The organism is Cohnella zeiphila (assembly GCF_014212055.1).
Classification (GTDB): domain Bacteria; phylum Bacillota; class Bacilli; order Paenibacillales; family Paenibacillaceae; genus Cohnella; species Cohnella zeiphila.
In genome coordinates, this window is sequence record NZ_JACJVO010000032.1 from 335,796 (window position 1) to 362,437 (window position 26,642).

Sequence of the window (26,642 nt, forward strand, 5' to 3'; positions counted from 1 at the left end):
ACGGCCAAGCGGAGCTGCCCTGAATCTTTTTTTCGGGCTGCCCACGCTTGGCCGTTGTTCGTTCCGCGCTCAGGAAGACGCAAGCTCCACGATGACCGCAGACTTGTCATCCGATTTCTTATGCCGGGGATAGGCGGTGCACGACGGATCCCGGTCTTCCCGTTCGGTCAGGTCGGCGATGTAGCCTTCGATCCCCTTCTCGTCGAGCGCGTCCGCAAGCTTCTCCCACTTGAGCGGATCGGGATCGTACTCGATCAAATGAAAGAGGCCGTCGGTGAACGCGTACAATTTGCGCAGGTTCGCCTTGGACAGGCGGCCGGATTCCATCGTATGCTCGAGCGCCGGGTCGCCGTTCATGACCGAGTAGCCGTCCGGCGCGTTCGCTTGGTTCCGGTTATCCCGGAAGACCGGCACCAGACGCAGCGCGATTTCCTCGTCCGACAGCGAGCCGTCCTCCCGGAGCTGCCGCTTGGCTTTCAGCGACTTCCCGTCGAACTCGGCCACCTGATTGCGGCTAAGCAGCCTCACGCTGCCGTCCCGGTAGCGGGCGAGCAGCATGCAGTCGCCGCTCTGAACGTATTCGACGTGGCGCTCGCAGATGCGCACGACGGCGAATACGGCTCCCCATCTGTGCCACGCGCAGCCGGTGTCGATGCCGGCTACCCGCATCCGCTCCAGCAGCTGCTCGTTGGCTCGCAGCACCGCCGCCCGCAAGTCGTTCACCGGCGCGTCGGGCTGCAGTTCGCCGGCCAGCACCGCGGCCGCGATCGCGCCGCCCGTAAGCCCATTCTCGTCGCGGTAGGGAACCATCGCGGACACGCCGTCGGCGACGCCGTAGACAAGGTCCCGCGGATTGCGGATCAGGGCGTCTTCGTTCAGCCCTCCGGGGACGCCGGGCCGAGAGTAGGCTTGCACGCGGACGCCGAACGGAAGACGAAGCCGGCGGTACACTTCCTTCCAGCGCGTTCGGATCCGTTCCTCTTCAAGATCGGGCAGAAAGCCCAAGCCCAGATACGTCTTGACCGCGGCCAGCCGGAAGTCGTCGGTCTCCAGCAGCGCCTGCCGCATGCCGTCGGCCGCCATCCGGCGCAGGGCGGCCAGGCTCACCCAATAGCCTAACCGTCGGCCGGCGAAGCGGGGATCGACGCCGACCATGTGCAGATAGCCGCAGTCCTCTCCCCATTTCGCCTCGTGCCAAGCGCAGGCGGTGGCGACCGGCGTTCCGTCGATGCACAGGAAGAGCACCCTTTCCGGGCGGAAATACGGATGGGAGGCGATCTCCTCGCGGAAGCTTCTTTTCCAGCCGAACGCCTTCTCGACGATCGATTCCCAAGCGGTCTCGTCCCCCGGCGCGAAATGGCGGCACACGATCCCGTCCGGCAGCTCGACGGGCGGAAGATCGGACAGGGAAGCCCTTCTCATGATCAGCTGCGGCAGCTGTCTTTCTTCGGTCATGGGGCGGATCTCCTTTCTCTGCGGCGAAAATCGGGAATGCGGACCGGCTGTCCGTTCCGGGAACAAGATTCCATCGACAGCCATGTGCCGGATCTTCGAGTTCAATGTAAGTATGATGCAGGTGTCCCGTCAGGTCAACGATGCGGCCTTGATGGACGCGCTCTCCGGATAGATAACCCTCCGAATGTTTTCGCAGACGCTTCCACGAAGGACGTTCCGCCGAGAGCGACATAAGATAAAGCAGATACCCATAGGCGGTTCCCCGGATCGGGACGCCTTGGGCAAGGGATCACGCCGGAGCGTTCCGGGGTCATGGCAGCAGGCCGGGCAGCGGCCGGTGCCGGGCGGGACGCCCGCAGGCAGGCGCGAGCTCGCGGACGCCGTCCGAGAAGCTCGATATCGCCATTCTTCATCCCGGAAAGGAAGAATCGAGATGAACCGAAAGACCAGGGTGACAGGGCTGCTGCTGGCCCTGACGCTGCTGCTCGTCGCCGCGGGCTGCGGCGGAGGAGGGGGGAACGAACCTGCCGCATCGTCCTCCTCCCCTTCGTCCGAGCCGACCGCTTCCACGGCGGAGCAGACGTTGACGAAGATCAAGTTTTCCGAAGTCATTCGCTCGATCTTTTACGCGCCGCACTATGTGGCCATGTCCCAGGGCTTCTTCCGGAAGCACGGGCTGGACGTCGACATGACGACGGCGCAAGGGTCGGATAAGGGGGCGGCCGCGCTGATCGCCGGAACGGCGGACATCTCGCTCGTCGGACCGGAGACCGCGATCTACATTCACAACCAGAGCGGCGACAAGAAGCTGAAAGTGTTCTACCAGATGACCATGAGAGACGGCTCGTTCCTGTTGTCCCGCGAGAAGCGGGACTCGTTCCAATGGTCGGATCTCGCGGGCAAAAAGATCATCGGCTGGAGGCCGGGCAGCTCGCCTCAGATGGTGCTGAATTCGACGCTGAACAAGGAGAAGGCGCAGGGGGCCGAAGTGGTGACGAACATCGCGTCCACCGCGATGGCCGGCGCGTTCACGAGCGGGCAGGGCGACTACATCCAGTTGTTCGAGCCGGTCGCCTCGACGCTGATCCGGCAAGGCAAAGCTTATTACGTCGCTTCGCTGGGAGACGCGTTCGGCGCTTATCCCGAAACGTCGTACGTGGCGACCGAGGATTATATCGCGAAGCATCCCGACGTGATCAAGGAATTCACGGCGGCTGTCGCGGAAGCGACGCAGTGGCTCGGCACCGCGTCCGACGAAGAGATCGCCAAGGCGCTTCGGCCGTTTTTCGACGGGACGCCGGACGACATCCTCGTGCAATCCATTCATCGTTATAAGGACCAGGATACGTGGCCGCTGAAGCCGGAGCTGACCGCCGAATCGTTCGAGACGCTGCAGAGCGTGCTGATCGAGAACGGAGTGCTGAAGCAGGAGGAGAAGTTGGCCGATCCGTCGGCCATCGCGGACATGAGCTTCGTAAACGCATTGAATCCAGCGGGGTGATGGAGATGGGTACGCCGCAGATCGAACTGATCGATGCGAGTCTGAGCTATTTCACGCCGAAGCAGGAGACGGAAGCGATCCGGGACGTTCGCCTTACGGTGCGGGCGGGAGAGTTCGTCGGCATCGTCGGACCGAGCGGCTGCGGTAAAAGTACGCTGCTCTCGCTGATCTCGGGCATGCTGAAGCCGACCCAAGGGAAGGTGCTGATCGACGGGCGGGAGGTGCTCGGCACTTCCCCCCAGGTCGGGTATATGCTGCAGCACGACCATCTGTTCGAATGGCGAGACGTGCTCAGCAACGTAACGGTGGGGGCGGAGATTCGCCGGATGGACCGGAACCGGGCGAGGCGGTCGGCCATGGAGCTGCTGGAACGGTACGGGCTGGGAGGCTTCGCCGCCCACAGCCCGTCTCAACTGTCCGGCGGCATGCGGCAGCGGGTGGCGCTCATCCGGACGCTGGTCGCCGAGCCGGACATTCTGCTGCTAGACGAGCCGTTCTCGGCGCTCGACTTCCAGACGCGCCTGACGCTGGCGGACGAAGTGCACCGGATCATCCGGGAGCAGGGCAAAACCGCCGTCCTGGTGACGCACGACATCCAGGAAGCGATCGCCATGGCCGACCGGGTCATGGTCATGTCGCGGCGGCCCAGCACGATCTCAAAAGTGTATGAGATTCGGCTGGGCGACGAAGCCGGGGAAGACCCGACGCCATGGCGCAAGCGGGAATCGCCTCGCTTCCAGGCCTATTTCAACGACATCTGGAGGGAGCTGGAAGCCCATGTGGCCAAGACCGGATAGGGGCAGGTCGGCGAAAAGGCGGAATTCGCTGACGGGACAGAGCTCGTCCCAGCCGCTCTGGGAAGCCGTTCCGCGAACGACGGCCCGGATCGCCGAAGCGTCTGCGCCCGGGACGGAAGGGTCGCCTTTGCCTTCTCCGCTTTATCGCCGGTATCTGAAAAGAAAGAGGCGGGCGCGCCTGCTGGTGACGGCTTCGCAGCTGGCTCTGCTGGCGCTGCTGCTTGCGTTGTGGGAGATGGTGGCCCGGCTCGGATGGGTCGACTCGATGCTGACGAGCAGCCCGTCGAAGCTGGCCGGCTCGTTCCGCACGCTGGCGGCCGAGGGGACGCTGTGGAAGCATACTTGGACGACGGGGCTGGAGACGATCGCGGGAATCGCGGTATCGATGATCGCGGGCATGGCGATCGCCGTCCTGTTCTGGTGGTGGACTTATTCGGCCAAAGTGCTGGAGCCGTACATCGTCGTGCTCAACGCGCTGCCGAAAGTCGCGCTGGGGCCGATCTTCTACATCTGGCTCGGGGACCGCTATTCGGTGTACGGCATGGCGGTCGCCATCTCGCTCATCGTCACGATCATGATGATCGAGAGCGGGTTCAAGGAGCTGGCGAAGACGAAGCTGAAGCTGATGGAATCGTTCGGGGCCACGAAGCTGCAGATGCTGCGGATGGTCATGCTGCCCGCGAGCGTGCCGACGCTGATCGCCGCTCTCAAAGTCAACGTAGGCTTGACGCTCGTCGGGGTCATCATGGGGGAATTCCTGTCTTCCAAAGCGGGGCTCGGCTACCTCATCATCTACGGGGGCCAGGTGTTCCAGATGGACCTCGTCATGGTCAGCGTGTGCATGCTCGCTCTCATGTCGGTCGTTCTGTACGGATTGGTCAATCTGCTGGCCAAACTGCTGACGCGCAAGTATCCCGTCGACCGTTGACAAGTTGGGCAAGGAGTTCGTCCGATTGCAGACGAACTCCTTCGGCGGGAAGATTGCACTTCATACAAAGCATCGTAAGGCCGGGCAAGTTTGATTTCAGACTAATCCCACAGCAAGATGCACCGAAGGACCGGAAATCGTCTGATTTCAGATCAAATCCTGCATGCAGAACGTTTAAATGCCTAAGATAGTCTCATTTCAAAGCAAATCCTACATACGGAACGTTAAAAAGCCGAAGTTCGTCCGATATCCAATGAACTCCCATTTAACGAGCCGGCAGCGGATGGAATTGGTCTGATAGCAAACTAACTCGTTTCAGGGACAAGCAGTCGGGAAAAAAAGCAGGAGAGGTCCGAATTTTATGTGGAAATAAAATTCCAAAAGTGATATCATATAAATATCAAAAAGACATTACACAGATGAGGTGGCAGTATGACAACGACCAAAGCATGGCACGTCAACGGATTTCTCGCGCTGCTGATCGCGCTCGCATCCTTCGCCGGTGGGATCGCGCTGCTGATCGTCGGCGGCAACCGGCCGGAGCCGAACGGGTGGCTGATTGTGGCGGGCATTGCGCTGCTCCTGCTGTTCATCGTCCTCCTGACCTCGCTGACGATCGTGCAGCCGAATCAGGCGAAGATCATCACCTTTTTCGGGCGGTACAAGGGGACGGTTACCGACAGCGGGCTGTGGCTCGTCGTGCCGTTCACCGGCAAGACGAAGGTATCGCTCAAAGTCCGCAACTTCAACAGCCAGACGCTGAAGGTGAACGACGCGGAAGGCAACCCGATCGAGATCGGCTGCGTCGTCGTGTTCAAAGTGACGGATTCTGCCAAGGCGGTGTTCGACGTCGACAATTACAGCAAGTTCGTCGAAGTGCAGAGCGAGACCGCCATCCGGCACATCGCCGCTCACTATGCATACGACACGTTCTCGGACGATGAGGTAAAGCCGTCGCTTCGAGGCAACGCCGACGAAGTGTCGATGGAACTGACCCGCGAGCTGCAGACGCGGCTCTCGATCGCCGGCGTCGAGGTGCTGGAGACCCGGCTTACGCATCTGGCGTACGCGCCGGAGATTGCCAGCGCGATGCTGCAGCGGCAGCAGGCGATCGCGATTATCGCGGCCAGGCAGAAGATCGTGGAGGGCGCGGTGACGATGGTGGAATCGGCGCTCAAGCAGTTGATGGACAACGGAATCGAGCTGGACGAAGAGCGCCGCGCGGCCATGATCAACAATCTGATGGTAACGATCGTATCCGACCGGGCGGCGACGCCGGTTATCAATACGGGTACGGTTTACGGGTAATGCCGCTATGGCCAGGGAAAAGAAGGCGTTCCCGCTCCGGCTGGACGCAGAATTGCACCGCGCGGTGGAGAAGTGGGCGGAGGACGAATTCCGCAGCGTGAACGGACATATCGAATATTTGCTGCGGGAAGCGCTGCGCCGGTCGGGAAGGCTTCCGTCATCGGCGGCGAGCAAGCCGCCGTCTTCCCCTCCGGACCCTTCCGAAGAATAACGAGAGCGCCGATGAACCCGCACGCCGCGGGAATCGGCGCTCTTCTTGGCATCGATTCGGCTGTTTTTACGTCCAGCGGGCGAGCACGGCCGCAAGCTTGCCGGTCAGCACCTGCAGCAGATCGTTCGGCGTTCCGATGTAAGGGGTAGGCTTCAGAACGCCTCGGTGATTCGCCACGCTCAGCCGGTAATCGTCTTGACGGACCCGGGTCAATTGCGCCCGGGGAACCTCTGTTTCGTTTTCTTGCGAGTAGATAACCAGATGTTTGCGGCCCGCGCGGACGAGCAGATGGGTATATTGCAGATTGTGAAGGCTCTCCTGAAGGAGGGGCTGGGCCGATTGCGGCGGCAGACTCATTCGAATCGTCCTCCCGGGGGCGGTAATGACCGGCTTCCAACGGCGGGTGACTGGAGAACGAAGGCAAGGATGGAAAGCGGCGCTTTAGACAATCTTTAGGTTCCGCACGAATTATACCAAACTTGAATGACGGGAGAAAGACCCTGAATCGAACGAAATCGCGAGCCGCCGGAGGAGGGACACGCATGATCGAGATCGGATTGGCCGGTTGGGGGGACCACGACAGCCTTTACGGAGAGGATGTCAAAGCGAAGGACAAGCTGCGGACGTACAGCCGCTTTTTTCCGATCGTGGAAGTGGACAGTTCGTTCTATGCGATCCAGCCGGAGGAGCGGATGGCCCGTTGGGCGGAGGAGACGCCTCCGGAATTCGGCTTCGTGGTCAAAGCCTACCAGGAGATGACAGGCCACCAGCGCGGCCAGCCCCGCTATTCCAACGAAGAGGAACTGTTCGGAGCGTTCCGGCAATCGCTGGAGCCGATGTCGCGCGCCGGGAAGCTAAGGGCGGCGCTGTTCCAGTACCCGCCCTGGTTCGATTGCACCAAGGACAACGTCGCTGTGCTCAGGCGGGCCAAGGCGCGGATGGGAGACGTTCCGTGCGCGCTCGAGTTCCGGCATCAAAGCTGGTTCCTGCCGGAATACCGGGAGAGAACGCTTCGCTTCATGCGGGAGCAGGGCTGGATTCACAGCGTTTGCGACGAGCCGCAAGCCGGCGCCGGCTCGGTTCCGACGGTGCTCGAGGCGACGGATCCGCAGCTGACGCTGGTCCGGATGCACGGCCGCAACGGAGCCGGATGGAACCAGGGAGGATCCCCGAATTGGCGGGAAGTCCGATACTTGTATCGGTACTCCGAAGAGGAGCTGGGAGCGTGGCTGGAGAACTTGCGGAGGCTTCGGGAACAGTCGAAGACGGTGGCCGTCGTCTTCAACAACAATTCCGGCGGAGATGCGGCCGACAACGCGAGGCAGATGATGGCGCTGCTCGGACTGCTCACTCCGGAGGGGAAGGATCCGCTCGCCGAAGAGCCCCGGGAGCCCGAGGCGGAGCAGTTGAAGCTGTTCGATTAATCTCATGAAGCGGATAAGAATCGACGACGAATTTAGGCCGTCATCGCGGCAAGCACCTGCCGCGAAGGAATTTCTGCCGCTCTGTGCGAATGAACGGGCCTTGTGCTTATATCTCCTCATACATTGGGGTGATAGCGACAAAAAGGGGATAAGGCCATGGAGCGTCAAGTCATTCTCAATGCGGACGATTTCGGGTTGACACGCGGGGTTAACGCCGGGATCGTCCGGGCTTATCTGGCCGGAGGCGTGACGAGCGCTTCGCTGATGGTCAATATGCCTGGCTTCGGCGATGCGGTGCGTCTCGCCCGGGCGCTGCCGGGGCTCGGCGTCGGATTGCACTTCAACCTCACGTACGGACGGCCGCTTTCCGATCCTAAAAAAGTGCCATCGCTCGTGACGCCCGACGGTGCTTTCCTCGACGGGAAAATTCCGCGCGTGCGGGCCGCCGCCGACGTCGCCAGGGAACTGGAAGCGCAATGGAGCCGGTTTGCGAAAACCGACCTATCCCCTACCCATCTGGATTCCCATCAACTGCTGCACCAGACCGATCCCGTCATTTACATGGTCATGGCGGAGAAAGCGTGCCGGGAGAATGTCCCCCTGCGAAGGTCGCAAGTGGTCCATCCTCTTCCGAATTTGCCTCAGCCGAGAATGACCGATACGATCCTCCTGGATACTTATGGGGATGATGAAGGCTTGCAGAGGCTCCGGCAGCATCTTCGGTCTCTTCCGGAAGGCATCGCCGAGATCATGTGTCATCCCGGGTGCGTGGACGATGCTTTGCGTGAAATATCCGCATGGACGGATATTCGGGAGCGCGAGCTTAAGGTGTTCGCCAGCCGCGAGGTTTCCCAAGCCCTGAGGGAGCTTGGCATCGTTCCGGTCAATTACCGGATGGTGCGCGACCGGCCGGCACCGGCCGACATACCCTTGCCGGTCCGTCCCGCCGCTAAAGCGCAGCCCGTGCACCGGCGCCGGTCCGCAAAGGGGCGATCCGCGGATGGACCGGGCGGCAAGCTTCCGCCCCAAAAACGAAGTCGATTATCCCGTAGGCACGGAGTTCAAAACCGAAGGTGGAATTCATAAGGCGAGGCGCGATTTGCCCAGCGCGGAACGCTCGAGCCCCGTCTCTTCGATTGAAGCCGGGTTCGGGCTATATGGCTTGCGGAAGGAAATTTTGCCCGAGAGCTTGAATGCCGCTCGTCTCTTCGCAGCCGGAATTGTCGATACTGGTAGGATGAAGTCCGCATCGGAGGAAAGGAGCTAAACCGCCATGGCGTACAACAGCATCATTTTGCGGGTGGAGATGAATCACGCTCTCATTCATTTCGGCGAGGTGGCGTCGGCGATCGGCAAGGCGGGCGGGGACGTGACGTCGATCGACGTCATCCGCCCCGGTCAGGACGTCTCGGTCCGCGACCTGACGGTTCACGTAACGGAGGAGGGCGAAGCGGGTGTGGTCGAGGCGGTTCGGGCGCTTCCGGGCATTCAGCTCGTCAACGTCTCCGACCGCACGTTCCTGGCGCACCTGGGAGGCAAAATCTCGATCCAGCCGAATCTGGCCATTCGCAACCGCGACGACTTGTCCCGCGTGTACACGCCCGGCGTGGCGCGGGTGTCGTCGGCCATCCATGACAGCCCCGACAAGGCGTACTCCCTGACAATCAAGCGCAATACGGTCGCCGTCGTCACCGACGGAACGGCCGTGCTCGGCTTGGGGGATATCGGTCCTTACGCGGCGGCGCCGGTCATGGAAGGAAAGGCGATGCTGTTCAAGCAGCTGGCCGGCGTGGACGCCTTTCCGATCTGCCTGGACACGAAGGATACGGAAGAGATATTGCGGACGGTCAAAGCGATCGCGCCGATCTTCGGGGGCATCAATCTCGAGGACATCAGCTCCCCGCGCTGCTTCGAGATCGAAACCCGGCTCGCGGACGAGCTGGATATCCCCGTTTTCCACGACGACCAGCACGGAACGGCGATCGTCGTCGTCGCGGGTCTGCTCAACGCGCTCAAGGTCGTCGGCAAACGCATGGATCAGGTGCGGGTCGTCGTCAACGGCATCGGGGCGGCGGGCGTCTCGATCTGCAAAATGCTGCTGGCGGCAGGGGTGAAGCGGCTCGTTCCGGTCGATCGGGAAGGCGCGATCGTGCGCGGAGGCCGCTATCCGCATCATCCGATGTGGCAGTGGCTGGCGGACCAGCCGCAGGTGGAAGCGGAGACGGGCTTGCTGAAGGAAGTCATCCGCGGCGCGGACGTTTTCGTCGGGGTGTCGCGGGGCGGCTTGCTGTCGGCCGACGACGTGCTGGCGATGGCTCCGGACCGCATCGTCTTCGCCATGGCCAATCCCCGTCCGGAGATCGATCCCGAGGAGGCGCTGCCTCACGTCAAAGTGTTCGCGACCGGAAGAAGCGACTATCCGAACCAGATCAACAACGTGCTCGTCTTTCCCGGCCTGTTCCGCGGCGCGCTGGATTGCCGGGCAAGGCGCATCAACGAGCCGATCAAGCTGGCCGCCGCGCGGGCCATCGCATCCGTCGTCTCGGGCAGCGAGTTGAACGCGCAGTACATCATCCCGAGCATTTTCAACGAGCAGGTCGTCGCCAAAGTCCGCCACGCCGTGATCGAGACGGCGATTCTGACGGGCGTGGCCCGACGTACGCCTCCCGATTTTCGTTAATTTCATGCCCCATATCGCTTGTAAAAAAAATCAGCGCCTTCGCGGCTGCCCTGACGGCGGCATTGCGATCGGCGCTGCTCTGCTTTCCGGTTCGGCTGGACTTGCGTCTCGGGCTTGCGCTGCCATTGGCCTCTCCCGATCTCCGGGTTCAGGTCTCCGGCTCTGGCCGCTTTGAGTCTGCTTCGCTTGGACTTGCTTCTGCTCATGGAAATTCCTCCTTTTGACCTGATTATAAAGGATGGCGACCGCGACGGAAAGAGCGCCTCGCCTTCCCGGCCGCAACTCGCAGGGAATAATTGCCTTCTCCGCTTCATAGGGTCTAACAGGCTTTGCGGGATCGCTATGAATATTCCCAATGGAGGAGAAAGGTGAGTTGTCGAACCGATGCCGACTTATTCGGAACTTCGCTTCAGAGCCAGAGCAAGTCTGAGGGGAAATTGGACGGGAGCCGTGCTGACGACGCTGCTGTTGTACGTGATCCTGTTCGTCATCGGCCTGCTGAATTCGATTCCGCTGGTGGGATGGCTGGCGGAGCTGCTGCTCACGGGGCCGCTGATGCTGGGCATGTACGCGTATTATCTCGAGCTCGTCCGTTCGAACCGAAGCGACACGGCAACCCTGTTCACCGGATTCTCGCAATTCGTCGACGCGTTTCTGCTCTACCTGCTGATCGCGATTTTCGTCTTCCTGTGGTCTCTTTTGCTCGTCATTCCGGGCATCATCGCGGCCTTGCGTTATTCGCAAGCCTATTACATCCTCCGGGACCATCCGTCGATCGGCGCGCTGGAAGCCATTCGCAGGAGCAAGGAAATGATGAAGGGGAACAAGGGGCGGCTGTTCGTGCTCAGCCTTACGTTCATCGGCTGGCTGATTCTCGGATCGATTCCGTTCGGAATCGGCCTGTTGTGGGTGTATCCGTATATGATTACGACGTTCGTCCATTTCTACGAAGAGATCGGCGGACGGCCGCCGCGCCTTTCGCCTGCGCCGGGATGGCAGCCGCACGTATAAAAAAAGCGAACCGAAACGCGAAGCGCCGCCCGCGTCCGCCCCGATGGGGGCGTCGCGGGCGGCGCTTCGCGCGTCGGTTCTACCGCCGCTTCTTCCGGCCAGCGTCGGGCGGTTGGGAAGGGGCGAGCGTCCGGTGGATAAGCAGCGCGACTTCGAACAGCACGACGACGGAGCTGATCCACCCCCCGCCGAAAGCGTAGGCGGCGGAGACGTCGGTGGCATACGCGCGGCCCGTGTCGATGGCGGCGATGCCGACCAGCAGGCAGGCGGCGAGGACCGCCGCGGCGAGAATCGGCTTGATCCAGCCCGGCCTGGCCGCTCTCCCCGCGAAGTAGGCGGACAAGCCGAGGGCGATGGCCGCGACGATGACGGGCTCGCTCGGGAAGGAATAGGCCTCGCCTTCGGGTCCTGTCCGATCGAGCAGTCTCCGCAGCAGATTTTCCCCAAGAACGCCTCCGACCAGCCCGATTCCGTAGAAAATGTATGCCAGAAAGCTGTCCCGGTGACGAAGGCCGATCGCGGCCAGCGCGGTCACGATCAGCGGGAGCAGGAACCACGGCCCGGTCAGCAGACCGAGCGACTTCTCCAGCGCGATCCTCCACTCGTTCCCGTCGAACACGGCCCGGATCACGATCGGCGCCAGCTCGTCGAATTCGGAATATTCGTGGCGAAGGTATCTCTGGATCAGGTACAGCGCCCAAGTCACGGTTCCGACGCAGACGACGAAGGAACCGCCGACGGCCCACTCGAGCCTCTTGGAGGAGTGGAAAGCGGCCAGACCTTTCTCGATCAGGCGAAGGCTCGTCGTTTTGAACTGCTCCCGCTTCTTGCGGATGATATAGAAGACGAGCAGGAAAACGGCGGCCAGTATGGCGGCCAGCACGAGATACTTCTGGATCGACTCGTGAAATTGCTCCCACTGCGGCCCCAATATTTTGCCGAGCGTAATGAACAAGCTGGTCCAGACGAGCGCTCCGGTATAGGCGTAAACGGCGAACGTGCGAAACGGCAGCCGGGTCACTCCCGCGAAGTAACCGGTAAAATGGCGGACGCCCGGTATGTAGTAAGCGATCAGCAGCACCTTGTTGCCGTAACGGTCGAACCAGGACGATACTTTGTCCAGTTTGTCCGGGCCCAGGTGAATCTTCGGCCCGACTTTCTCGAAGAAAGGCCGGCCGACGGCGAAGCCGATCCAGTAAGCGGCCGTAACGCCGATGGAGCTGCCGAGCGCGGCGGCGAGAATGGCGACCGGCCAGCTCAGCCGTCCCTGGAAGATGAGCAGCCCGGTGTAGCTCATCAGGAATTCGCCCGGCAGCGGAAGCGCAAGCACTTCAAGCATCAGGGCGATTCCCAGGATCCAATAGCCGTACTGGTCGAGCAGGTGCTGGAAGTGTTCCAAAGTCCATTTCTCCTTAAAGGAAAAATCCGTTATGATGATAGGAAACCATATCGGACGAAGGAGAGTCAAATCCGACATGCCGCATTTGTTTATCCGGGGCATCGATCCCGAGCGCGTCCGCGCCGCGAGCGCGATGCTGACCGAGGAGCTGGCGGAGATTTGCGAATGCCCGCCGGACTATTTTGCATTCGAATGCCTGACGACGGCCGCCGTGTTCGCCGGGGAGTTCGTTGCTTCGTATCCTTTTGTCGAAGTGGCCTGGTTCGATCGGGGGCGGGAAGCGCAGGACCGGTTCGCCCGGGCGGTCGATCGGCATCTTCGGGAAGCGCTCGGCTTGCCGGAAATGGAAGTCGCATTCCGGACGTATCGGCAGCGGGATTATTACGCCAACGGGGAGAGCTTGGGAGCTCAGGAGCCGGATGGAGAGACGGATTCGGAGGAGCTTGGGGTGCTGCGAGAGGCGAATCGCAAGCTTGCCGAGGATTTGCGCAAGGCGCGGAAGGCACTGGCCGCGGCAGCGGGCGGCGGCATGTCCACGAAGCTTCGCGAGGCGCTGCGGGAGTAGCGGAGACGCCGCGAGGCCGGCATTCAAGGCGAGCCGGCCGCGGCGCCTTGGGCGAGTTGATTGGCTGACGATGCGAAGGCTTGCCAAAGCCTGCCATTGTTTGCTATGCTTCTTCTATCATTCACATGAACGGTCGCGAAGCACGCGCCGTCTGATCTCTCCAAGCGGAGATCGGACGGCGTTTTGTGTTTGAAGGGGAGGGGAGCCGAATGGGCGGGCCATCTCGGGAATCCAAAGGAGTCGCTCCGCACGACGAGGCGTTCAAGAAGCTGCTGCAGACGTTTTTCGCGGAATTTCTCGAACTGTTTTTTCCGGAAGTGAATGAATTGCTGGATTACCGGCATACGAGGCTGCTCATGCAAGAGCTGCTCGTAGACGTCGTCGGGGAGGAGGCCCGCATCCTGGATTTGCTGGTAGAGACGCGGTATCGGGCGACGGACCATACATCCTGGTGCATTTGGAGCCGCAGTCGTACCGGCAGGACGATTTTCACGAGAGGATGTTCATTTATTTCAGCCGGCTGTTCGAACGGCATCGCCGTCAGCACAAGCTGGTCATTCCGATCGCCATTTTCACCTCAGACCAGGCGCGGGACGAACCGGACACGTACGCGATGGAAATTCCAGGGCATGAGATCGTGAAATTCCGCTTTCTAAAGGTGGAGCTGCGAGGGCAGGATTGGCGCAAATTCGTCGATTCGGACAACCCGGTGGCCGCTGCGCTTTTGGCCAAGATGGGCTATAATGAAAGGGACAAAAAACAAGTGCGGCTTGCTTATTTGCGGATGCTGCTGCGATTGGGAAGAAAGCTGGACGATGCACGGCTTGCGCTCGTCATGTCCGTCGCCGACGTATATTTCAATCCCGATCCGGAGCAGGATGAAGCGATGCTTCGGGATCTGGGCAAGCAAGATCCGGAAGGAGCGAAAGCGATCATGGAAATGAAGGATCTGGTGCCGATGTGGAAGCGCTGGGGGTACGAAGAAGGCATTGAAAAAGGAAGAGAAGAGGGGCGTTTGCAGCTGATTCGCAAGCTGCTCGAAAAAGGCTTCGATCCGGACGAAGTCGCCGCGACGCTGGAGCTGCCGCTCGACGAGGTACGGAAGGCGGAAAGGCCCGTCTAAAAGAAAAGCTACCCATCGGCCCCGGGATCGGCTATAATCTTCGTCAAGCGATCTGTTTGTTCGACTGAATCACTCATTGCAAGCTGGTGCCCCGCCGCGGCCGACGCGGTGCGGGTTAAAAGGGAAGCCGGTGAGAATCCGGCACGGTCCCGCCACTGTAAATCGGGGATTCTTCGGCAGGAAGCCACTGTTCCGGAAGCCGGAATGGGAAGGCGCGAAGAATCGATTAAGCCCGACAGTCAGGAAACCTGCCTGCTTGCCAAGCCTTAAGGCCTTTCGCGGAAAGGGCCGGCTGAATCAGGAGACGGCGATGCCGGAGGTTTTTGCGCGCATGCGTGCGCCTGCCGGCGGGCATGGCAATGCCGCCGCATGGTCTTGGATGATCTCGCCCTGATTGGCTGGCCCCCTGTTTCCCAAGCGGAAACAGGGGGTTTCCTTTTGCGCGGATTGCGGGGCAATAGAGATTCAGCCGGGGCAGGCCGCCGTATTCGATTCGACAGAAGAAGGGGAAGAATGACCATGAAACGTTACTTCACAGGAATCTTGCTGCTGGCGGCCATGCTAGCGGCGCTGGCCGGCTGCGGCTCCGGCAGCAACTCGCCGGCGGCTTCGGGAAGCGCGTCTTCGGCATCGGCCAGCCCATCGGCTTCCTCTCCCGCTTCGTCGCCGGCGCAGGCGTCCGCGTCGGCGGCGTCCGACGAAGCCAAGCATACGCAATACCCGCTGACGATAACGGACGGAACGGGACAGTCCTTTACGTTCGAGAAAGCGCCGGAACGAATCGTCTCGACTTCTCCCGCGGAAACGGAAATTTTGTTCGCGCTGGGTTTGGGCGACAAGATCGTCGGCGTGTCCGATTATGACAATTATCCGGCGGAGACGAAAGACAAAACGAAGGTGGGCAGCATCACCAAGCCCAACGAAGAGACGCTGGTCGGTCTGACGCCTGACTTCGTCGTGACGGGCATCTCGATGCCGTCCGAAGTGGTGCAGAAGCTGCGCGGGCTGAAGCTGAGCCTGTTCCAGACGAATCCCAAAACGGTGGACGACATCATGAACGATATTTTGACGTTCGGCCGGATTACGGATCGTCAGACCGAGGCGGAGCAGATCGTCGCTTCCATGAAGGCGGACGTTCAGAAAGTCAAGGATGCCGTGGCCGGGGTCAAGCCGGAAGACAAGAAGAAAGTGTACGTCGAGTTCGCTCCGGGGTGGACGGTCGGCAAAGGCGAATTTATGGACGAGCTCATCCAGATCGCCGGCGGCGTCAACGTCGCGGGCGATACGGAAGGCTGGAACCAGATCAGCGAGGAGAAAATCGTTCAGGCGAATCCGGACGTCATTCTCTTTACGCTCGGCGTGACGGACGACCAGTCGGGCAAATCGCTGGAAGAGGTCATTCGCGGCCGCAGCGGCTGGGATAAGATCAAGGCCATTCAGGACAACCGGGTCATCGGCGTGGATCAGGACGTCTTGTCGCGTCCGGGGCCGCGGATCGCCGAAGGGCTGCTGGCCGTCGCGAAGGCGATCTATCCCGACCTGGTGAAGGAATGAGCCGAAGATTGACCCTATGGGGAGGAGCGGCTTTGGCGCTCCTTCTCTTTTCCGTTGTCGCCAGCTTGTCGCTCGGGTCCGTTCGCCTTCCGCTGTCCGATGTGTGGGGGGTTATGCTTCATCAACTCCCGTTGCCGTCCGGCTGGCTAGACGCGGGGACGTGGCCCGAGCAAACCGAGCAGATCATTCTGAAAATCCGCTTGCCCCGCGTGGCGCTGGCGGTCGTCGTCGGCGCAAGCTTATCGCTGGCGGGGGCGGGTTTTCAGGGTGTACTGCGCAATCCGCTGGCGGATCCTTATACGCTGGGGGTGGCGTCCGGCTCGGCGGTCGGGGCGGCGTTTTTGCTGCTGACCGGCATTCAGATTGCGGGATTGGGACAGTGGACCGTTCCGGTCGTCGCCTTCGGAACCGGGCTGCTCACACTGGCGCTGGTGCTTCGCATGGGCCGGGAACAGGGCAAGCTCAGGATGGAGACGCTGCTGCTGTCGGGCGTCGTGCTGCAGGCTTTTCTGGGGGCGATCGTGTCGTTCATGGTATCGCTGTCGAATCAGGTGGTCAACCAGATCGTCTACTGGCTGATGGGCAGCCTGTCGCTTCACGGCTGGCCGTATACCGCCGCGCTGCTTCCTTATCTGGCCGTCGGCTTCGTCGTGCTGCTGTGTTACTCCAGGTCCTTGAACCTGTTCGCGCTCGGGGAGCGGCAGGCCGCCCATCTCGGCATTCGCGTGGAGCGGACGAAGGTGATCGTGCTGGTCGTCTGCACGCTGATGACGGCCGGAGCGGTGGCGGTGGCGGGAACGATCGGCTTCGTCGGCCTGGTGGTACCGCACCTGGTAAGGCTGCTCGCCGGGCCGGATTACCGGCTGCTGCTGCCGTTGTCGGCGCTGCTCGGCAGCGTCTACATGCTGTGGGCGGACACGTTGGCGCGAACGCTGCTCAGCCCGACGGAAATTCCGCTCGGCGTCGTGACCGCTTTTATCGGCGCGCCGTTCTTCGCCTACTTGCTGCGGCGGCGCAAGAAGGGCGCGAGGAGCGCGGGATGAGGAGGAGCGGGCGGCGATCCGGCAGCGAATCTGAAAATGGAGACCGGCATCGGCTGTCTGCAGCGGTGCCGGTTTTGTGTTATGTTTAAGAGACAAACGGGAAGAAGGAGCGGCATCTGGAATGGCGGGAACGCGCGGGAGAGGTCCGACGCTGTCGAAGGACATGAATCGCAAGCTCATCTACCGCACGCTGAAGGGCCAAAGAACGTCTACGCGCACGGAGCTGGCGGCGGCGCTCGGTCTCAATAAAAATACGGTGAACGCGATTGTCGAAGAGCTGATGTCGGCCGGCTATGTGCGAGCGATCGGATTGCAGGACGGCGGAGGCGGCGCCGGCCGCCGGGCGCTCGGCATCGCGTTCGAGCCGGCGAAACGGCAGGCGTTCGGCTTTCAGCTGGCGAACCGCTCGCTGATCGCCGTCGTGACGGATCTGTACGGGGCTCCGCTCGAGCAGGCGGAGCTGCCCGTTGCCGAGACTGAGCCGCAGGACGTGGTAGACGCGATGGCCGGTTTCGTTCGCGAACGGCTGGCCATCGCGCCCGATGGCACGTTCGTCGGCCTGGGGCTGGGCGTCCCGGCCGTCGTCGATCCCGCCGGGGAGCGCGTCGTGCAGTCGACGCACCTCGGCTGGACGAACGTGCCGCTGAAGGCGCTGCTCGCGGAGGCGCTGCCGCTTGGCATCACCCTGCTCGATAACGCGGTGAAGCTGGCATCGCAGGGCGAGCTGTGGTACGGCGCGGGACAAGGCCTGAAAAACTTCGCCTATTGCTCGTTTGGCGCAGGCGTCGGCTGCAGCCTTGTGATCGACGGCGAGATCGTGCGCGGCGAAGCGGGCTTCGCGGGCGAATTGGGCCACATCGCCGTCGAGCCCGGCGGGCCGCCATGCTCCTGCGGCAATGCCGGCTGCCTGGAGGCCGTCGCCGGCCTGACCGCCATCTGCGCCCGGCTGGAAGCGGCGACGGGCAAGCCGTTCGATGCCGGCCGGCTGGCCGCTAGCGTCCGCGAAGGGCATCCGGCCGTGCGCGCGGAGATGGAGCGCGCCGGACGGGCGATCGGCACTGCGCTCGCCGGGCTCGTCAATCTGATGAACCCGCGGCGTATCATACTCGACGGCCCCCTGATGCTAGCGTCGGATAGCCTGCTCACGGTCATCGCGGAGGAGATGTGCGGCAAGACGCTTCCCTTCGCCTTCGCGCAGACCGAGATCGTTCGTTCGTCGCTGCAGCCGCTGTCGGCCGCCATCGGCGCCGCCGCGGGCGTCGTCCGCGACTGGGAGCGTCAGGAGGATCCGCTCGGCGCCATCGTTTTCTGATCAAGCTCGTCTTCCCTGCGGAAGACGAGCTTGCCCGCTTTATAGACCTCCTCGATCGTCAACCGAGCCTCGCCGCCGTCGCTTATGCGCGGATCCGGCAGGCGGCGGAACCGCACCAGATCGGCCGCAGAGCCCGGCTCGATTCGACCGACGCCGGTCAACCCGGCTGCGGCGGCAGGAGCCGCCGAACCCAGCTCCCACGCCTCGGCGAGCGTGCACAAGCCTCTTCCGACGACGCCGGCGATGCCGTCGATCAGCATCTGCGCCGAACCCGCAAGCAATTGCGGGTCGGACGCCAGGTGCAGACGGCCTTCCGGCGTCAGCACGACGTCGCCGCCGACAGGCGTCCGATAGGCGCCCGGGGCGAGGCCGCTCAGGCTGACCGCGTCGCTGACGAACGCGATGCGGCCCGCTTTGGCGCGGAGGAACACCTTCAGCACGGAATCGGGCAAATGGAAGCCGTCGGGGATGACGCAGGCGGTCAATTCGTCGGCGGCCAGCTGCTCCCAGATGTAATTCGGATGCCGGGGCAGCTGCAATTGCGCGCCGTTGCCAAGGTGCGTGCTCATGCTGGCGCCCGCGGCCGCCGCTTCGCGGATCTGCCCGGGTGTCGCCGCCGTATGGCCGATGGAGACGATGACGCCCTCGGAGACGCAGCGGGAAATAAACCTCGCGGAGTTCTCCCATTCGGGCGACATCGTCAGAATGAGAATGCGGCCATCGGCGGCTCGCTGCCAGCGGCGGAAGCTCTCCCAATCGGGAGCGCGGATGTGCTTCCGGTCATGCGCGCCGCGGGAGCCGTCTGCGGGCGACAGGAAGGGGCCCTCCAGATGGATGCCGGCCACGCACGCGCGAACGAGCTCGTCTTCGGCGCAGGCGGAAGCGATGCTGGCCAGCAGCTGTTCGATCGCTTCGTCACTGTTCGTGATAACAGTCGGCAAAAAGGTCGTGACGCCCTGCCTCAGCAGCATGCGGACGGCCGACCCGATGCTCCGCGTCTCCGGAGGAAGCGCATTGAAGTCGATGCCCGCGAAGCCGTTCACCTGCAGGTCGACAAGGCCCGGCGCCAGCCACGGCAAATCTTCGCGGTCGGCGATCGGCACGACGTCTGCGATGCGTCCGCCTTCCATCGCAACGCGCACCGCTTCGCCGGCCGGCAGCCGGCCTTCGACCCATGCCGCAATCACGCCTTGACCTCCGCGTAAGAGTCCGCGTCGACGAACAGCGTGCAGTCCGGATGGCGGCGCAGGATCGTCGCCGGACAGGCGGCGGAGATTGGTCCTTCCAGCGTTTCCTTCACGGCGTTCCGCTTTGTCTGGCCGGGCACCATGCAGAACAGATGCCTGGCGCCCGTCAGCGTCGGAATCGTCAGCGTCAAGGCGTGCGTCGGCACATCCCCGAACGAAGGGAAGCAGCCGTCGTTCACCTGCTGCGTGCGGCAGGCGTCGTCCAGTTCAACGGCTTTGACCGTCTCCGGATCGGCGAAGTCGGCAACCGGCGGATCGTTGAACGCGATGTGTCCGTTCTCGCCGATTCCGAGACAGACGATGTCGATCGGCGCTTCCCGCAGCAGACGGCCGTACCGGGCGCATTCCGCTTCGATCGGCGCGGAGCAGTCGATCAGACGAACGGTCCCCGGATGAACGAGCCGGAACAGCCGGTCCTGGAGAAAGCGGCTGAACCGCTGCGGCGCATTCTCGGGGAGACCGATGTAATCGTCCATGTGGAAGGCGGTGACTCGGGACCAGTCGATGTCTTCGGCTGCGGCAAGCGTCTCGAGGAACTCGTTCTGGGAAGGCGCCGCCGCGAAAATCATCCGGACGCCCGGCTGCTTCGCCAGCAGTTCCCTCATCCGCCCTGCGACGGCGTCTCCCGCGGCCTTGCCGAGCTCCCGGCGATTCTCGTAAACGCGGATTTTCAATAAATCGACAGTGCGCTTTGCGATCATCAGGAATCATCCTCCGTTTCATCAATCCAATTAGTATAAATATTATACGAATTAAATTCAGTATGCGGGAATCGGCCGAGCTTGGCAAGAAAAATGTAGGAAGCGCTTCTGGTGGAACAGTACGTTACATCCGTTCAGGGTAAGAGGGGAGTTTCGTCGTATTTGCATCTTTGGCAAGGCGTTCCAGAACAGATACGCCGCCAACTAAGCGGTCCGGAAAAGAAGCAGGCTCGATCGAGAGAACGAACGGGAATCTCTCCCTCTAAATAGAACCGGAAATCTCAGGAATAGGATTAGTGGGAAAATCTCCCGCCATTTCATGCCGCAACCCCTCAAAAGGACCAACGAGTCAATATTAACGGGAGTTTTTCCCTTTAATCCTGTTAATGTATGGTTTTTGCAAGAAATAGGAGGAGGATTTCCCTTTATTATCAGGACTTTAAGTCCCTCGACTGGCAAAATAATCATTGACGCAAAAAAAACAATTAATTATAGTACAGGTATGATACATATATTATTATTAAATCATTCCTTTGATGGAGGTTCGGGAGGATGAGCAAGTCGTTGAAGATCGGCATCATCGGGCTGGATACTTCGCATGTCCCGGCATTTACGGAGCTGCTCAATCGGCCTGAGCATCCTTACCATGTGCCTGGAGGCCAGGTCGTGGCGGCTTTTCCCGGCGGCTCGCCGGACTTCGAGTTGAGCAGCTCCAGGGTGCGGGGCTATACCGACACGCTGGCCGAAACCTATGGCGTGCCAATCATGAAAACCGTCGAGGACGTGGCGGAAGCTAGCGACGCCCTGCTGCTGGAGTCGGTCGACGGGCGCGTTCATTTGGAGCAGTTCAGAAGGGCCGCACCTTTCGGAAAGCCAGTGTTCATCGATAAGCCGTTCGCCGTATCTTCCGCGGATGCGAGAGAGATCGCCGCCATCGCCGGCCATTACGGCGTGCCGTTGATGAGCTGCTCCGCAGTCCGCTATGCGGAAGGTTTGACGGTCGAGCTTGCGGCGGGCGGCAAGGAATCGATCTTCGGCATGGATTGCTACGGCCCGACCGCTCTTCAGGCAACGCAGCCGGGGCTGTTCTGGTACGGCATCCATACCGTCGACATGCTCTATGAAGCGATGGGCATGGGCTGCCTTCAAGTAACGGCGACCCGCAATGAAGACCATGAATTCGTCGTCGGGCTTTGGCAGGACGGGAGGATCGGGACCATTCGCGGCAACCGCAAGGGGAACAACAAGTTCGGCGCTCTTCTACACCGGGAGAGCGGCACGAGAGCCGTCGATGTATACGCGCATGAGAAGCCCTATTACGCCAGCCTGCTGGAGAGAATCATGACGATGTTCCAGACCGGCGAGGCCCCGATCCGGCCGGAGGAGACGATTGAGATCATCCGGTTCATCGAGGCGGCGAACGAGAGCCGCGAGTCCGGCCAAACCATTGTTCTTTAACCAACGAAAGGTGTGGGCACAGCAGATGAGAATGGCGCAGGTAGGCGTGTTGTTGGATCGGGAGGCGGCGGAGAAGCGCCGCCGCTATGGAATCAACGTGTTCGAAGCGTTCGTCGGCGAGGTGCTCGCGCACGCGGGCATTCCGTTCGAATGGATCGATTCGGCGGAGGAGCTTGCGAGGCGCAAGCCGGACCTTCTGCTTGCGGCTTGCGCGGAGGAGGACCAGGCGTCGGCGGAGCGACTGTGGACGTACGCGGAGCAGGGCGGAACCGTCATCTCTTACGGGGGGCTGAACGTGCTCGCCGCGAAGCTCGGCTGCTTGAGGCAGCCGGACATTCCGGTCGGATACGCCGATTCGGGAGCGGACAGCGGACCGCTGCGTTTTCTGGGAGCGACCCCCTGGGAGCGATTGGAGACGAATGCTTATCCCGCAGCCGAATTCGGAGCGATCCGGAGGGAACGGCCGACGGGCGATCGGGCGGGCGCGGCGCTGCAGCGGTTCGTCATCGGGAAAGGCTCCGTCGAGCGATGGAGCGTCGACATTCCGCAGACGATCGTGCGGTTCCAGCAGGGAATCGGGCCGGTGCTGGACGACGGGATTCCGGCGAAGGACGGAACCGGAGCCGTCGATGAAGGAATTCTGAAGGCGGACGACCGCATCGGCATGGATTGGGAGCTGGACCGGTCGCGGACCGAGACGGGCGCGCCTTATTTCGCTTTTCCTTACGCCGACCTCTGGAAGGAGCGCTTGATCGGGCATCTGCTGGCCTGCGTCACGGCCAAGGGCATGACGCTACCCTTCCTCGGCTGCTGGCCGGAAGGGGTGAACGCCGTCGCGACCGTCTCGCATGACAGCGACCTCAATATCGACGAGAGCGCGGAGTCGACGCTGGCCGTTCTGAAGGAGTGCGGCATCAACACCTCCTGGTGCATGATCGAGCCCGGATTCAGCCCTTCGATCTACGAGCTCGTGAAAAAGGCGGGACATGAGCTGGCCTTTCATTATAATGCGTTGGACGCGCAGGGCGGCAAATGGAGCGAAGCGGAGTTCGCCCGGCAATTGGAGTGGATGAAGAAGGCGACGGGGAAGACGCGGGTCGCCTCGAACAAAAACCACTATACCCGGTTCGAAGGCTGGGGAGAGCAGTTCGAATGGTGCGAGCGGCACGGGATTCAGGCCGATCAGACGAGAGGCCCGAGCAAGAAGGGAAACATCGGCTTTTTGTTCGGTACGTGCCATCCTTATTTTCCGATCGCCTGGTTCGATGAAGACAACCGCATGTACGACGTGCTGGAGATCAGCTTTCTCACGCAGGATCTCGACCATCATTCTTTAGCCGATTCCAGCGTCATCGTCCCTTTCCTGGAAGGCGTCGCGAGAGTGGGGGGCGTCGCGCATTTCCTGTTCCATCAAGTTCATATTCATCAACAGCCGCCGGTAGCGAACGCGCTGCGGAAGCTGGTCGCCGAGGCCGGCAAACGCGGGTTTGAGTTCTGGACCTCGGAGCAGATCAACGATTGGGAGAGAGCCCGCCGCAAGGTGAGGATCAAAGGCTTCGGCAGCAACGGGGAGCTGGTCGCCGAAGGAATCGAAAGCGCGGCGAACGCCGTCGTCTATATTCCGCTTCCGGAAGGCGCGGAAGAAGCCGCGGCAGCCGAGATGCGCTACGGCGTTCCGTGCATCAGAAAAGCGCTCGGGCGCGCAAGCCAACAAGCGGTGAAGGAGGGATAGAAGCATGAACGATCAGCTGGCCATTCACGGGGGACCGAAGACGAAGACGACGCCGTTCGGCACCGGTCGCAGGTTCGGCTTCGAGGAGATCAAGGAGCTGGCGGAAGCGCTGGAGCAGAACACGCTTTTCTATCATCACGGCGGCAAGGTCAAAAAGTTTCTGGAAGATTTTAATAGCTTATACGGCGTCCGCTACAGCGTGGCCGCTTCTTCGGGCACGGCGGCGATTCACGTTGCGCTAGGCGCGGCGGGCGTTACGATCGGCGACGAGGTCATCACGAGTCCGATTACGGATCAGGGGACGGTTGTCGGCATCCTGTACCAGAACGCCGTGCCGATCTTCGCCGATTTGGACCCGCACACCTACAATCTGGATCCCGTCTCGGTAGAGGCCCGCATCACGGACCGAACGAAGGCGATCGTCGTCGTGCATCTGGCGGGCAATCCTTGCGATATGGATGCGATCATGGAAATCGCCGGGCGTTACAACCTGAAAGTGATCGAGGATTGCGCCCAGAGCTATCTTGCCCGATACAAGGGACGGCTCGCCGGAACGATCGGCGATTACGGATGCTTCAGCACGAACGACTTCAAGCATATCTCCACGGGCGACGGGGGCATCGTGACGGTCAACTCCGGCCGGGAGGAAGATTTCCTTGTCGCGCATGCGTTCGCGGATAAGAATTACATGCGCTTCGGAACCGATGTCGTCCGGCACATCAGCACGCTGGCTCCGAACTACCGGATGACCGAGCTTCAAGGCGCGGTCGGCATCGCCCAGTTGAAGAAGCTGCCTTGGATCTGCGAGCGGCGGACGGCTTACGGAGACCGCATCACCGCCGGTCTGCAAGGGCTGCCGGGCATTCATCCGCATCGCGTGGAAGCCGGCAATACGGGCACCTACTGGTTCTATATGCTGAGGGTAGACGAGAAGGAGCTCGGCTGCACCCGGGCGGAGTTCTCGGAGGCGCTCAAGGCGGAAGGCATTCCGAACACGCCCGGCTATATCCCGGATCCGGTCTACATGCAGCCTTTGTTCCAGCAGCTGAGCGCGTATCCGGGCAGCCGTTTTCCCTTCGATCTGAACGGGACGACGTATGAGCGGGGCCTGTGTCCGAACGCGGAGCTGATCCTGCAGACGGCCGTGCGATTGAGCGTGAACGAATTCCATACGCCGCAAGACATAGACGATGCGGTCGCCGCGATTCGCAAGGTGGCGATTCATTACCGGAAGGAATGCTTGGGAATGTCATAAAACATAACACTTCCTTTTGTTTAAATTCGGTCAATAAGAGAGAGCGAGAATCGATAAAAATCGTTTTACTTCTTAAAACAATTAGTAAGCGGTTGCATTACAGAGAATAGTCGTTGACTCGATTAAAAACGGCATATTATAATACAAGTATGATACATATTACATCATATCTAGGTTAAATAACCTAACGCATGATGTTTGGTGAGAGAACGAGAGGGGGCCGGTGAACGTTTGGTCGAGCTGTTTGAAGGGAAGGAAGCTGACAAAATTATCGGGAGGTCTGATTCGGATGAGTAAAGCGAAGGTTAAGGTTTTGTTCTTCCTGTTCACCGCCATTGCTTTGGTTCTAAGCGCTTGTTCGGGCGGGAACGGCAATCAGGAAGCATCGCCATCCGGTGCGGCGTCTTCGGCGGCATCGTCGGCCGGAGCCCCGGATTCGGTCTCGGATTCGTCCGGCAAGCGTTTGGCGTTGAATTGGTTCTTGATGGCTCCGGCGAATGCCGTCCTTCCGGACGGCGAGACGGATTTCATCACAAGCACGATCGAGAAGAAGTTCAACGTCGACCTGAATATTCAGTACTTGCCCGGCGGTACCGATTACGACAACAAGCTCAACCTCTTGATCGCATCGGGCGATACCCCCGATCTCTTCATTACGACCGGCACCGCCTCGCAGAAAATGATTATGGACGGCATCACCGCGGACATGACGCCTTACGTGACGCCGGAGAAGATGCCGAATTATTTCAAATGGGTCAGCGAGACGGAGCTGCAGCGCTACGCGGTCGAAAATAAGTTCGAACGCGCGCCGGTCATCTTCCCGCGCAAGGTCTATCGCTCCTACTATATCCGCAAGGATTGGCTGGACAAGCTCGGCCTCCAAATGCCGACCAATTACGACGGGATGATGGACGCGATGCGGGCCTTTACGAAGAACGATCCGGACGGCAACGGGAAGAACGACACGTACGGCTTCGGCACGGTGGGCAGCGGTACGACGATCTCGCTGGATTTTCCGCAATGGATTCAGAACGGTCTGATCGGATCGTTCATGATCAAGGACAACCAGTTCGTGGACGTCCAGACCGCTCCGGAAGTGCAGCAAGTGCTTCAGGGCGTCAAAGACACGATCAAGGAAGGAGTCGTCGATCCGGACTGGTTCCTGATGAAAGGCAACGAAGCCGTGGATAAGGCGGCCAGCGGCAAGCTCGGAATCGTGGTCGGGGGGACGAAGAACTTCGCCTTCGACAGCAATCCGACGAGCCTCCAGAATGCGTCGAAGGCGATCAATCCGCAGGCCGATTGGGAGCCGTTCCATCCGTTCGCCCAGACGGGCGCATGGACGGAGAATCTGCCGGATACCGCGTTCCTGCTCTCCCGGGATACGGCCGAGAAAGATCCGGAGAAGATCGAGCGGATCGTGCAGATTTTGAATTGGATCGCCAGCGAGGAAGGCTTCCTGTTGATCAATTACGGTCAGGAAGGCAAGCACTATACCCGTTCCGGCAGCACGATCACCGTCTCCCAAGCCAACGTGGATGCGCTGCAGAAGGATAACATCGAGAAAGGGAACTTTATGGGCGTCTACCAGCAATCTTTCTATACGGGAAGCCAGGAAGCCGACGTGCTGGGTCTGACCGTCGTCGACGAGAGCATGACGGACCGGGACCGCGCGATAGCCGATACGATCGCTTCCTACAAGCTGATCCCGTCCATCGGAACGAACGTCGCGCCGCCTACGGGCTTCAATCTCGCGGATTACCGGAAGAAGATGAGAGAATATCACGTGAAGATCGTATTCGACGAGCCGGATGCTTCCAACTGGCCGAAGTACCGCGATGATCTGCTGAAGAATTACGGAGGCCAACAGATGATCGACACGTATACCGAACAGATTAAAGCGGCGGGGGTTATCAAGTAAGACGTTGAAGGGAGGGG

General features: G+C 61.1%; 24 protein-coding genes and 1 riboswitch. Of the genes, 18 read left to right on the top strand and 6 right to left on the bottom strand.

Annotated features, from left to right (window positions below; translation table 11 throughout):
• Positions 1 to 69: 69 nt before the first annotated feature.
• The gene (locus H7C18_RS25535; protein WP_185131928.1) at positions 70 to 1,455 is read right to left on the bottom strand and encodes a GNAT family N-acetyltransferase; all 1,386 of its coding nucleotides are present in this window, start codon (positions 1,453 to 1,455) and stop codon (positions 70 to 72) included.
• 433 nt (positions 1,456 to 1,888) lie between these two features.
• Between H7C18_RS25535 and H7C18_RS25540 the strand changes: the two genes are divergently transcribed.
• From H7C18_RS25540 to H7C18_RS25560, 5 genes are all read left to right on the top strand, one after another.
• Entirely contained in the window at positions 1,889 to 2,956 is a 1,068-nt protein-coding gene (locus tag H7C18_RS25540; RefSeq protein WP_185131929.1) for an ABC transporter substrate-binding protein, read from the top strand.
• A gap of 5 nt (positions 2,957 to 2,961) precedes the next feature.
• Positions 2,962 to 3,753 carry an ABC transporter ATP-binding protein gene (locus tag H7C18_RS25545; protein ID WP_185131930.1) on the top strand — a complete coding sequence of 264 codons (792 nt, stop codon included), beginning with the start codon at positions 2,962 to 2,964 and terminating at the stop codon, positions 3,751 to 3,753.
• The gene (locus H7C18_RS25550) at positions 3,734 to 4,681 is read left to right on the top strand and encodes an ABC transporter permease (protein ID WP_185131931.1); all 948 of its coding nucleotides are present in this window, start codon (positions 3,734 to 3,736) and stop codon (positions 4,679 to 4,681) included. Before H7C18_RS25545 ends, H7C18_RS25550 begins: the two co-directional genes overlap by 20 nt.
• 432 nt (positions 4,682 to 5,113) lie before the next feature.
• Complete coding sequence (locus tag H7C18_RS25555; protein ID WP_185131932.1) at positions 5,114 to 5,989, top strand: SPFH domain-containing protein; 876 nt, start codon at positions 5,114 to 5,116, stop codon at positions 5,987 to 5,989.
• A 7-nt stretch (positions 5,990 to 5,996) separates the two neighbouring features.
• The gene (locus tag H7C18_RS25560) at positions 5,997 to 6,200 is read left to right on the top strand and encodes a type II toxin-antitoxin system antitoxin (RefSeq protein ID WP_185131933.1); all 204 of its coding nucleotides are present in this window, start codon (positions 5,997 to 5,999) and stop codon (positions 6,198 to 6,200) included.
• Positions 6,201 to 6,266: 66 nt separating this feature from the next.
• Here the strand turns inward: H7C18_RS25560 and H7C18_RS25565 are convergent, their stop codons facing one another.
• Positions 6,267 to 6,557, bottom strand: a complete 291-nt coding sequence (locus H7C18_RS25565) for a hypothetical protein (protein WP_185131934.1) — start codon at positions 6,555 to 6,557, stop codon at positions 6,267 to 6,269.
• Between the two features lie 185 nt (positions 6,558 to 6,742).
• Between H7C18_RS25565 and H7C18_RS25570 the strand changes: the two genes are divergently transcribed.
• The 3 genes from H7C18_RS25570 (at position 6,743) to H7C18_RS25580 (ending at position 10,304) form a co-directional block, all read left to right on the top strand.
• Positions 6,743 to 7,624 (top strand): DUF72 domain-containing protein, encoded by an 882-nt coding sequence (locus H7C18_RS25570; protein ID WP_185131935.1) that lies wholly within the window; start codon positions 6,743 to 6,745, stop codon positions 7,622 to 7,624.
• 156 nt (positions 7,625 to 7,780) lie between these two features.
• Positions 7,781 to 8,710, top strand: a complete 930-nt coding sequence (locus H7C18_RS25575) for a carbohydrate deacetylase (protein ID WP_185131936.1) — start codon at positions 7,781 to 7,783, stop codon at positions 8,708 to 8,710.
• 187 nt (positions 8,711 to 8,897) lie between these two features.
• Positions 8,898 to 10,304 (top strand): NAD-dependent malic enzyme, encoded by a 1,407-nt coding sequence (locus H7C18_RS25580; RefSeq protein ID WP_185131937.1) that lies wholly within the window; start codon positions 8,898 to 8,900, stop codon positions 10,302 to 10,304.
• 2 nt (positions 10,305 to 10,306) lie between these two features.
• On the opposite strand, the gene H7C18_RS25585 is transcribed toward H7C18_RS25580, so the two are convergent.
• The gene (locus H7C18_RS25585; RefSeq protein WP_185131938.1) at positions 10,307 to 10,510 is read right to left on the bottom strand and encodes a hypothetical protein; all 204 of its coding nucleotides are present in this window, start codon (positions 10,508 to 10,510) and stop codon (positions 10,307 to 10,309) included.
• A gap of 178 nt (positions 10,511 to 10,688) precedes the next feature.
• On the opposite strand from H7C18_RS25585, the gene H7C18_RS25590 reads away from it, so the two are divergent.
• Positions 10,689 to 11,315 (top strand): DUF975 family protein, encoded by a 627-nt coding sequence (locus tag H7C18_RS25590; RefSeq protein ID WP_185131939.1) that lies wholly within the window; start codon positions 10,689 to 10,691, stop codon positions 11,313 to 11,315.
• A 79-nt stretch (positions 11,316 to 11,394) separates the two neighbouring features.
• On the opposite strand, the gene H7C18_RS25595 is transcribed toward H7C18_RS25590, so the two are convergent.
• Positions 11,395 to 12,714 (bottom strand): DedA family protein, encoded by a 1,320-nt coding sequence (locus H7C18_RS25595; protein WP_185131940.1) that lies wholly within the window; start codon positions 12,712 to 12,714, stop codon positions 11,395 to 11,397.
• Between the two features lie 76 nt (positions 12,715 to 12,790).
• Here H7C18_RS25595 and H7C18_RS25600 point away from each other — a divergent pair, with 76 nt between their 5' ends.
• The 5 genes from H7C18_RS25600 (at position 12,791) to H7C18_RS25620 (ending at position 18,311) form a co-directional block, all read left to right on the top strand.
• Entirely contained in the window at positions 12,791 to 13,279 is a 489-nt protein-coding gene (locus tag H7C18_RS25600) for a DUF1904 family protein (protein ID WP_185131941.1), read from the top strand.
• Positions 13,280 to 13,730: 451 nt separating this feature from the next.
• Positions 13,731 to 14,402 (top strand): RpnC/YadD family protein, encoded by a 672-nt coding sequence (locus H7C18_RS25605; protein WP_185131942.1) that lies wholly within the window; start codon positions 13,731 to 13,733, stop codon positions 14,400 to 14,402.
• A 67-nt stretch (positions 14,403 to 14,469) separates the two neighbouring features.
• A riboswitch (cobalamin riboswitch) is annotated at positions 14,470 to 14,672 on the top strand.
• A 249-nt stretch (positions 14,673 to 14,921) separates the two neighbouring features.
• Positions 14,922 to 15,956: an ABC transporter substrate-binding protein gene (locus tag H7C18_RS25610; protein ID WP_185132019.1), complete on the top strand. Its 1,035-nt coding sequence runs from the start codon at positions 14,922 to 14,924 to the stop codon at positions 15,954 to 15,956.
• Positions 15,953 to 16,999: a FecCD family ABC transporter permease gene (locus H7C18_RS25615; protein ID WP_185131943.1), complete on the top strand. Its 1,047-nt coding sequence runs from the start codon at positions 15,953 to 15,955 to the stop codon at positions 16,997 to 16,999. The genes H7C18_RS25610 and H7C18_RS25615 overlap by 4 nt, the downstream gene beginning before the upstream one ends.
• A 121-nt stretch (positions 17,000 to 17,120) precedes the next feature.
• Entirely contained in the window at positions 17,121 to 18,311 is a 1,191-nt protein-coding gene (locus H7C18_RS25620; RefSeq protein ID WP_185131944.1) for an ROK family transcriptional regulator, read from the top strand.
• On the opposite strand, the gene H7C18_RS25625 is transcribed toward H7C18_RS25620, so the two are convergent.
• On the bottom strand, positions 18,278 to 19,498 hold the full coding sequence (locus H7C18_RS25625; protein WP_337913900.1) for an N-acetylglucosamine-6-phosphate deacetylase: 1,221 nt from the start codon (positions 19,496 to 19,498) through the stop codon (positions 18,278 to 18,280). The genes H7C18_RS25620 and H7C18_RS25625 overlap by 34 nt on opposite strands.
• On the bottom strand, positions 19,495 to 20,259 hold the full coding sequence (locus H7C18_RS25630; protein WP_185131945.1) for a glucosamine-6-phosphate deaminase: 765 nt from the start codon (positions 20,257 to 20,259) through the stop codon (positions 19,495 to 19,497). Before H7C18_RS25630 ends, H7C18_RS25625 begins: the two co-directional genes overlap by 4 nt.
• Before the next feature lie 552 nt (positions 20,260 to 20,811).
• Here H7C18_RS25630 and H7C18_RS25635 point away from each other — a divergent pair.
• From H7C18_RS25635 to H7C18_RS25650, 4 genes are all read left to right on the top strand, one after another.
• Positions 20,812 to 21,717 (top strand): Gfo/Idh/MocA family protein, encoded by a 906-nt coding sequence (locus H7C18_RS25635; protein ID WP_185131946.1) that lies wholly within the window; start codon positions 20,812 to 20,814, stop codon positions 21,715 to 21,717.
• Positions 21,718 to 21,742: 25 nt separating this feature from the next.
• A complete protein-coding gene (locus H7C18_RS25640) occupies positions 21,743 to 23,449 on the top strand; it encodes a polysaccharide deacetylase family protein (protein WP_185131947.1) in 1,707 nt (568 codons plus the stop codon).
• Between the two features lie 4 nt (positions 23,450 to 23,453).
• Positions 23,454 to 24,704, top strand: a complete 1,251-nt coding sequence (locus H7C18_RS25645) for a DegT/DnrJ/EryC1/StrS family aminotransferase (RefSeq protein ID WP_185131948.1) — start codon at positions 23,454 to 23,456, stop codon at positions 24,702 to 24,704.
• 289 nt (positions 24,705 to 24,993) lie between these two features.
• Entirely contained in the window at positions 24,994 to 26,625 is a 1,632-nt protein-coding gene (locus H7C18_RS25650; RefSeq protein WP_185131949.1) for a type 2 periplasmic-binding domain-containing protein, read from the top strand.
• Positions 26,626 to 26,642 lie beyond the last annotated feature (17 nt).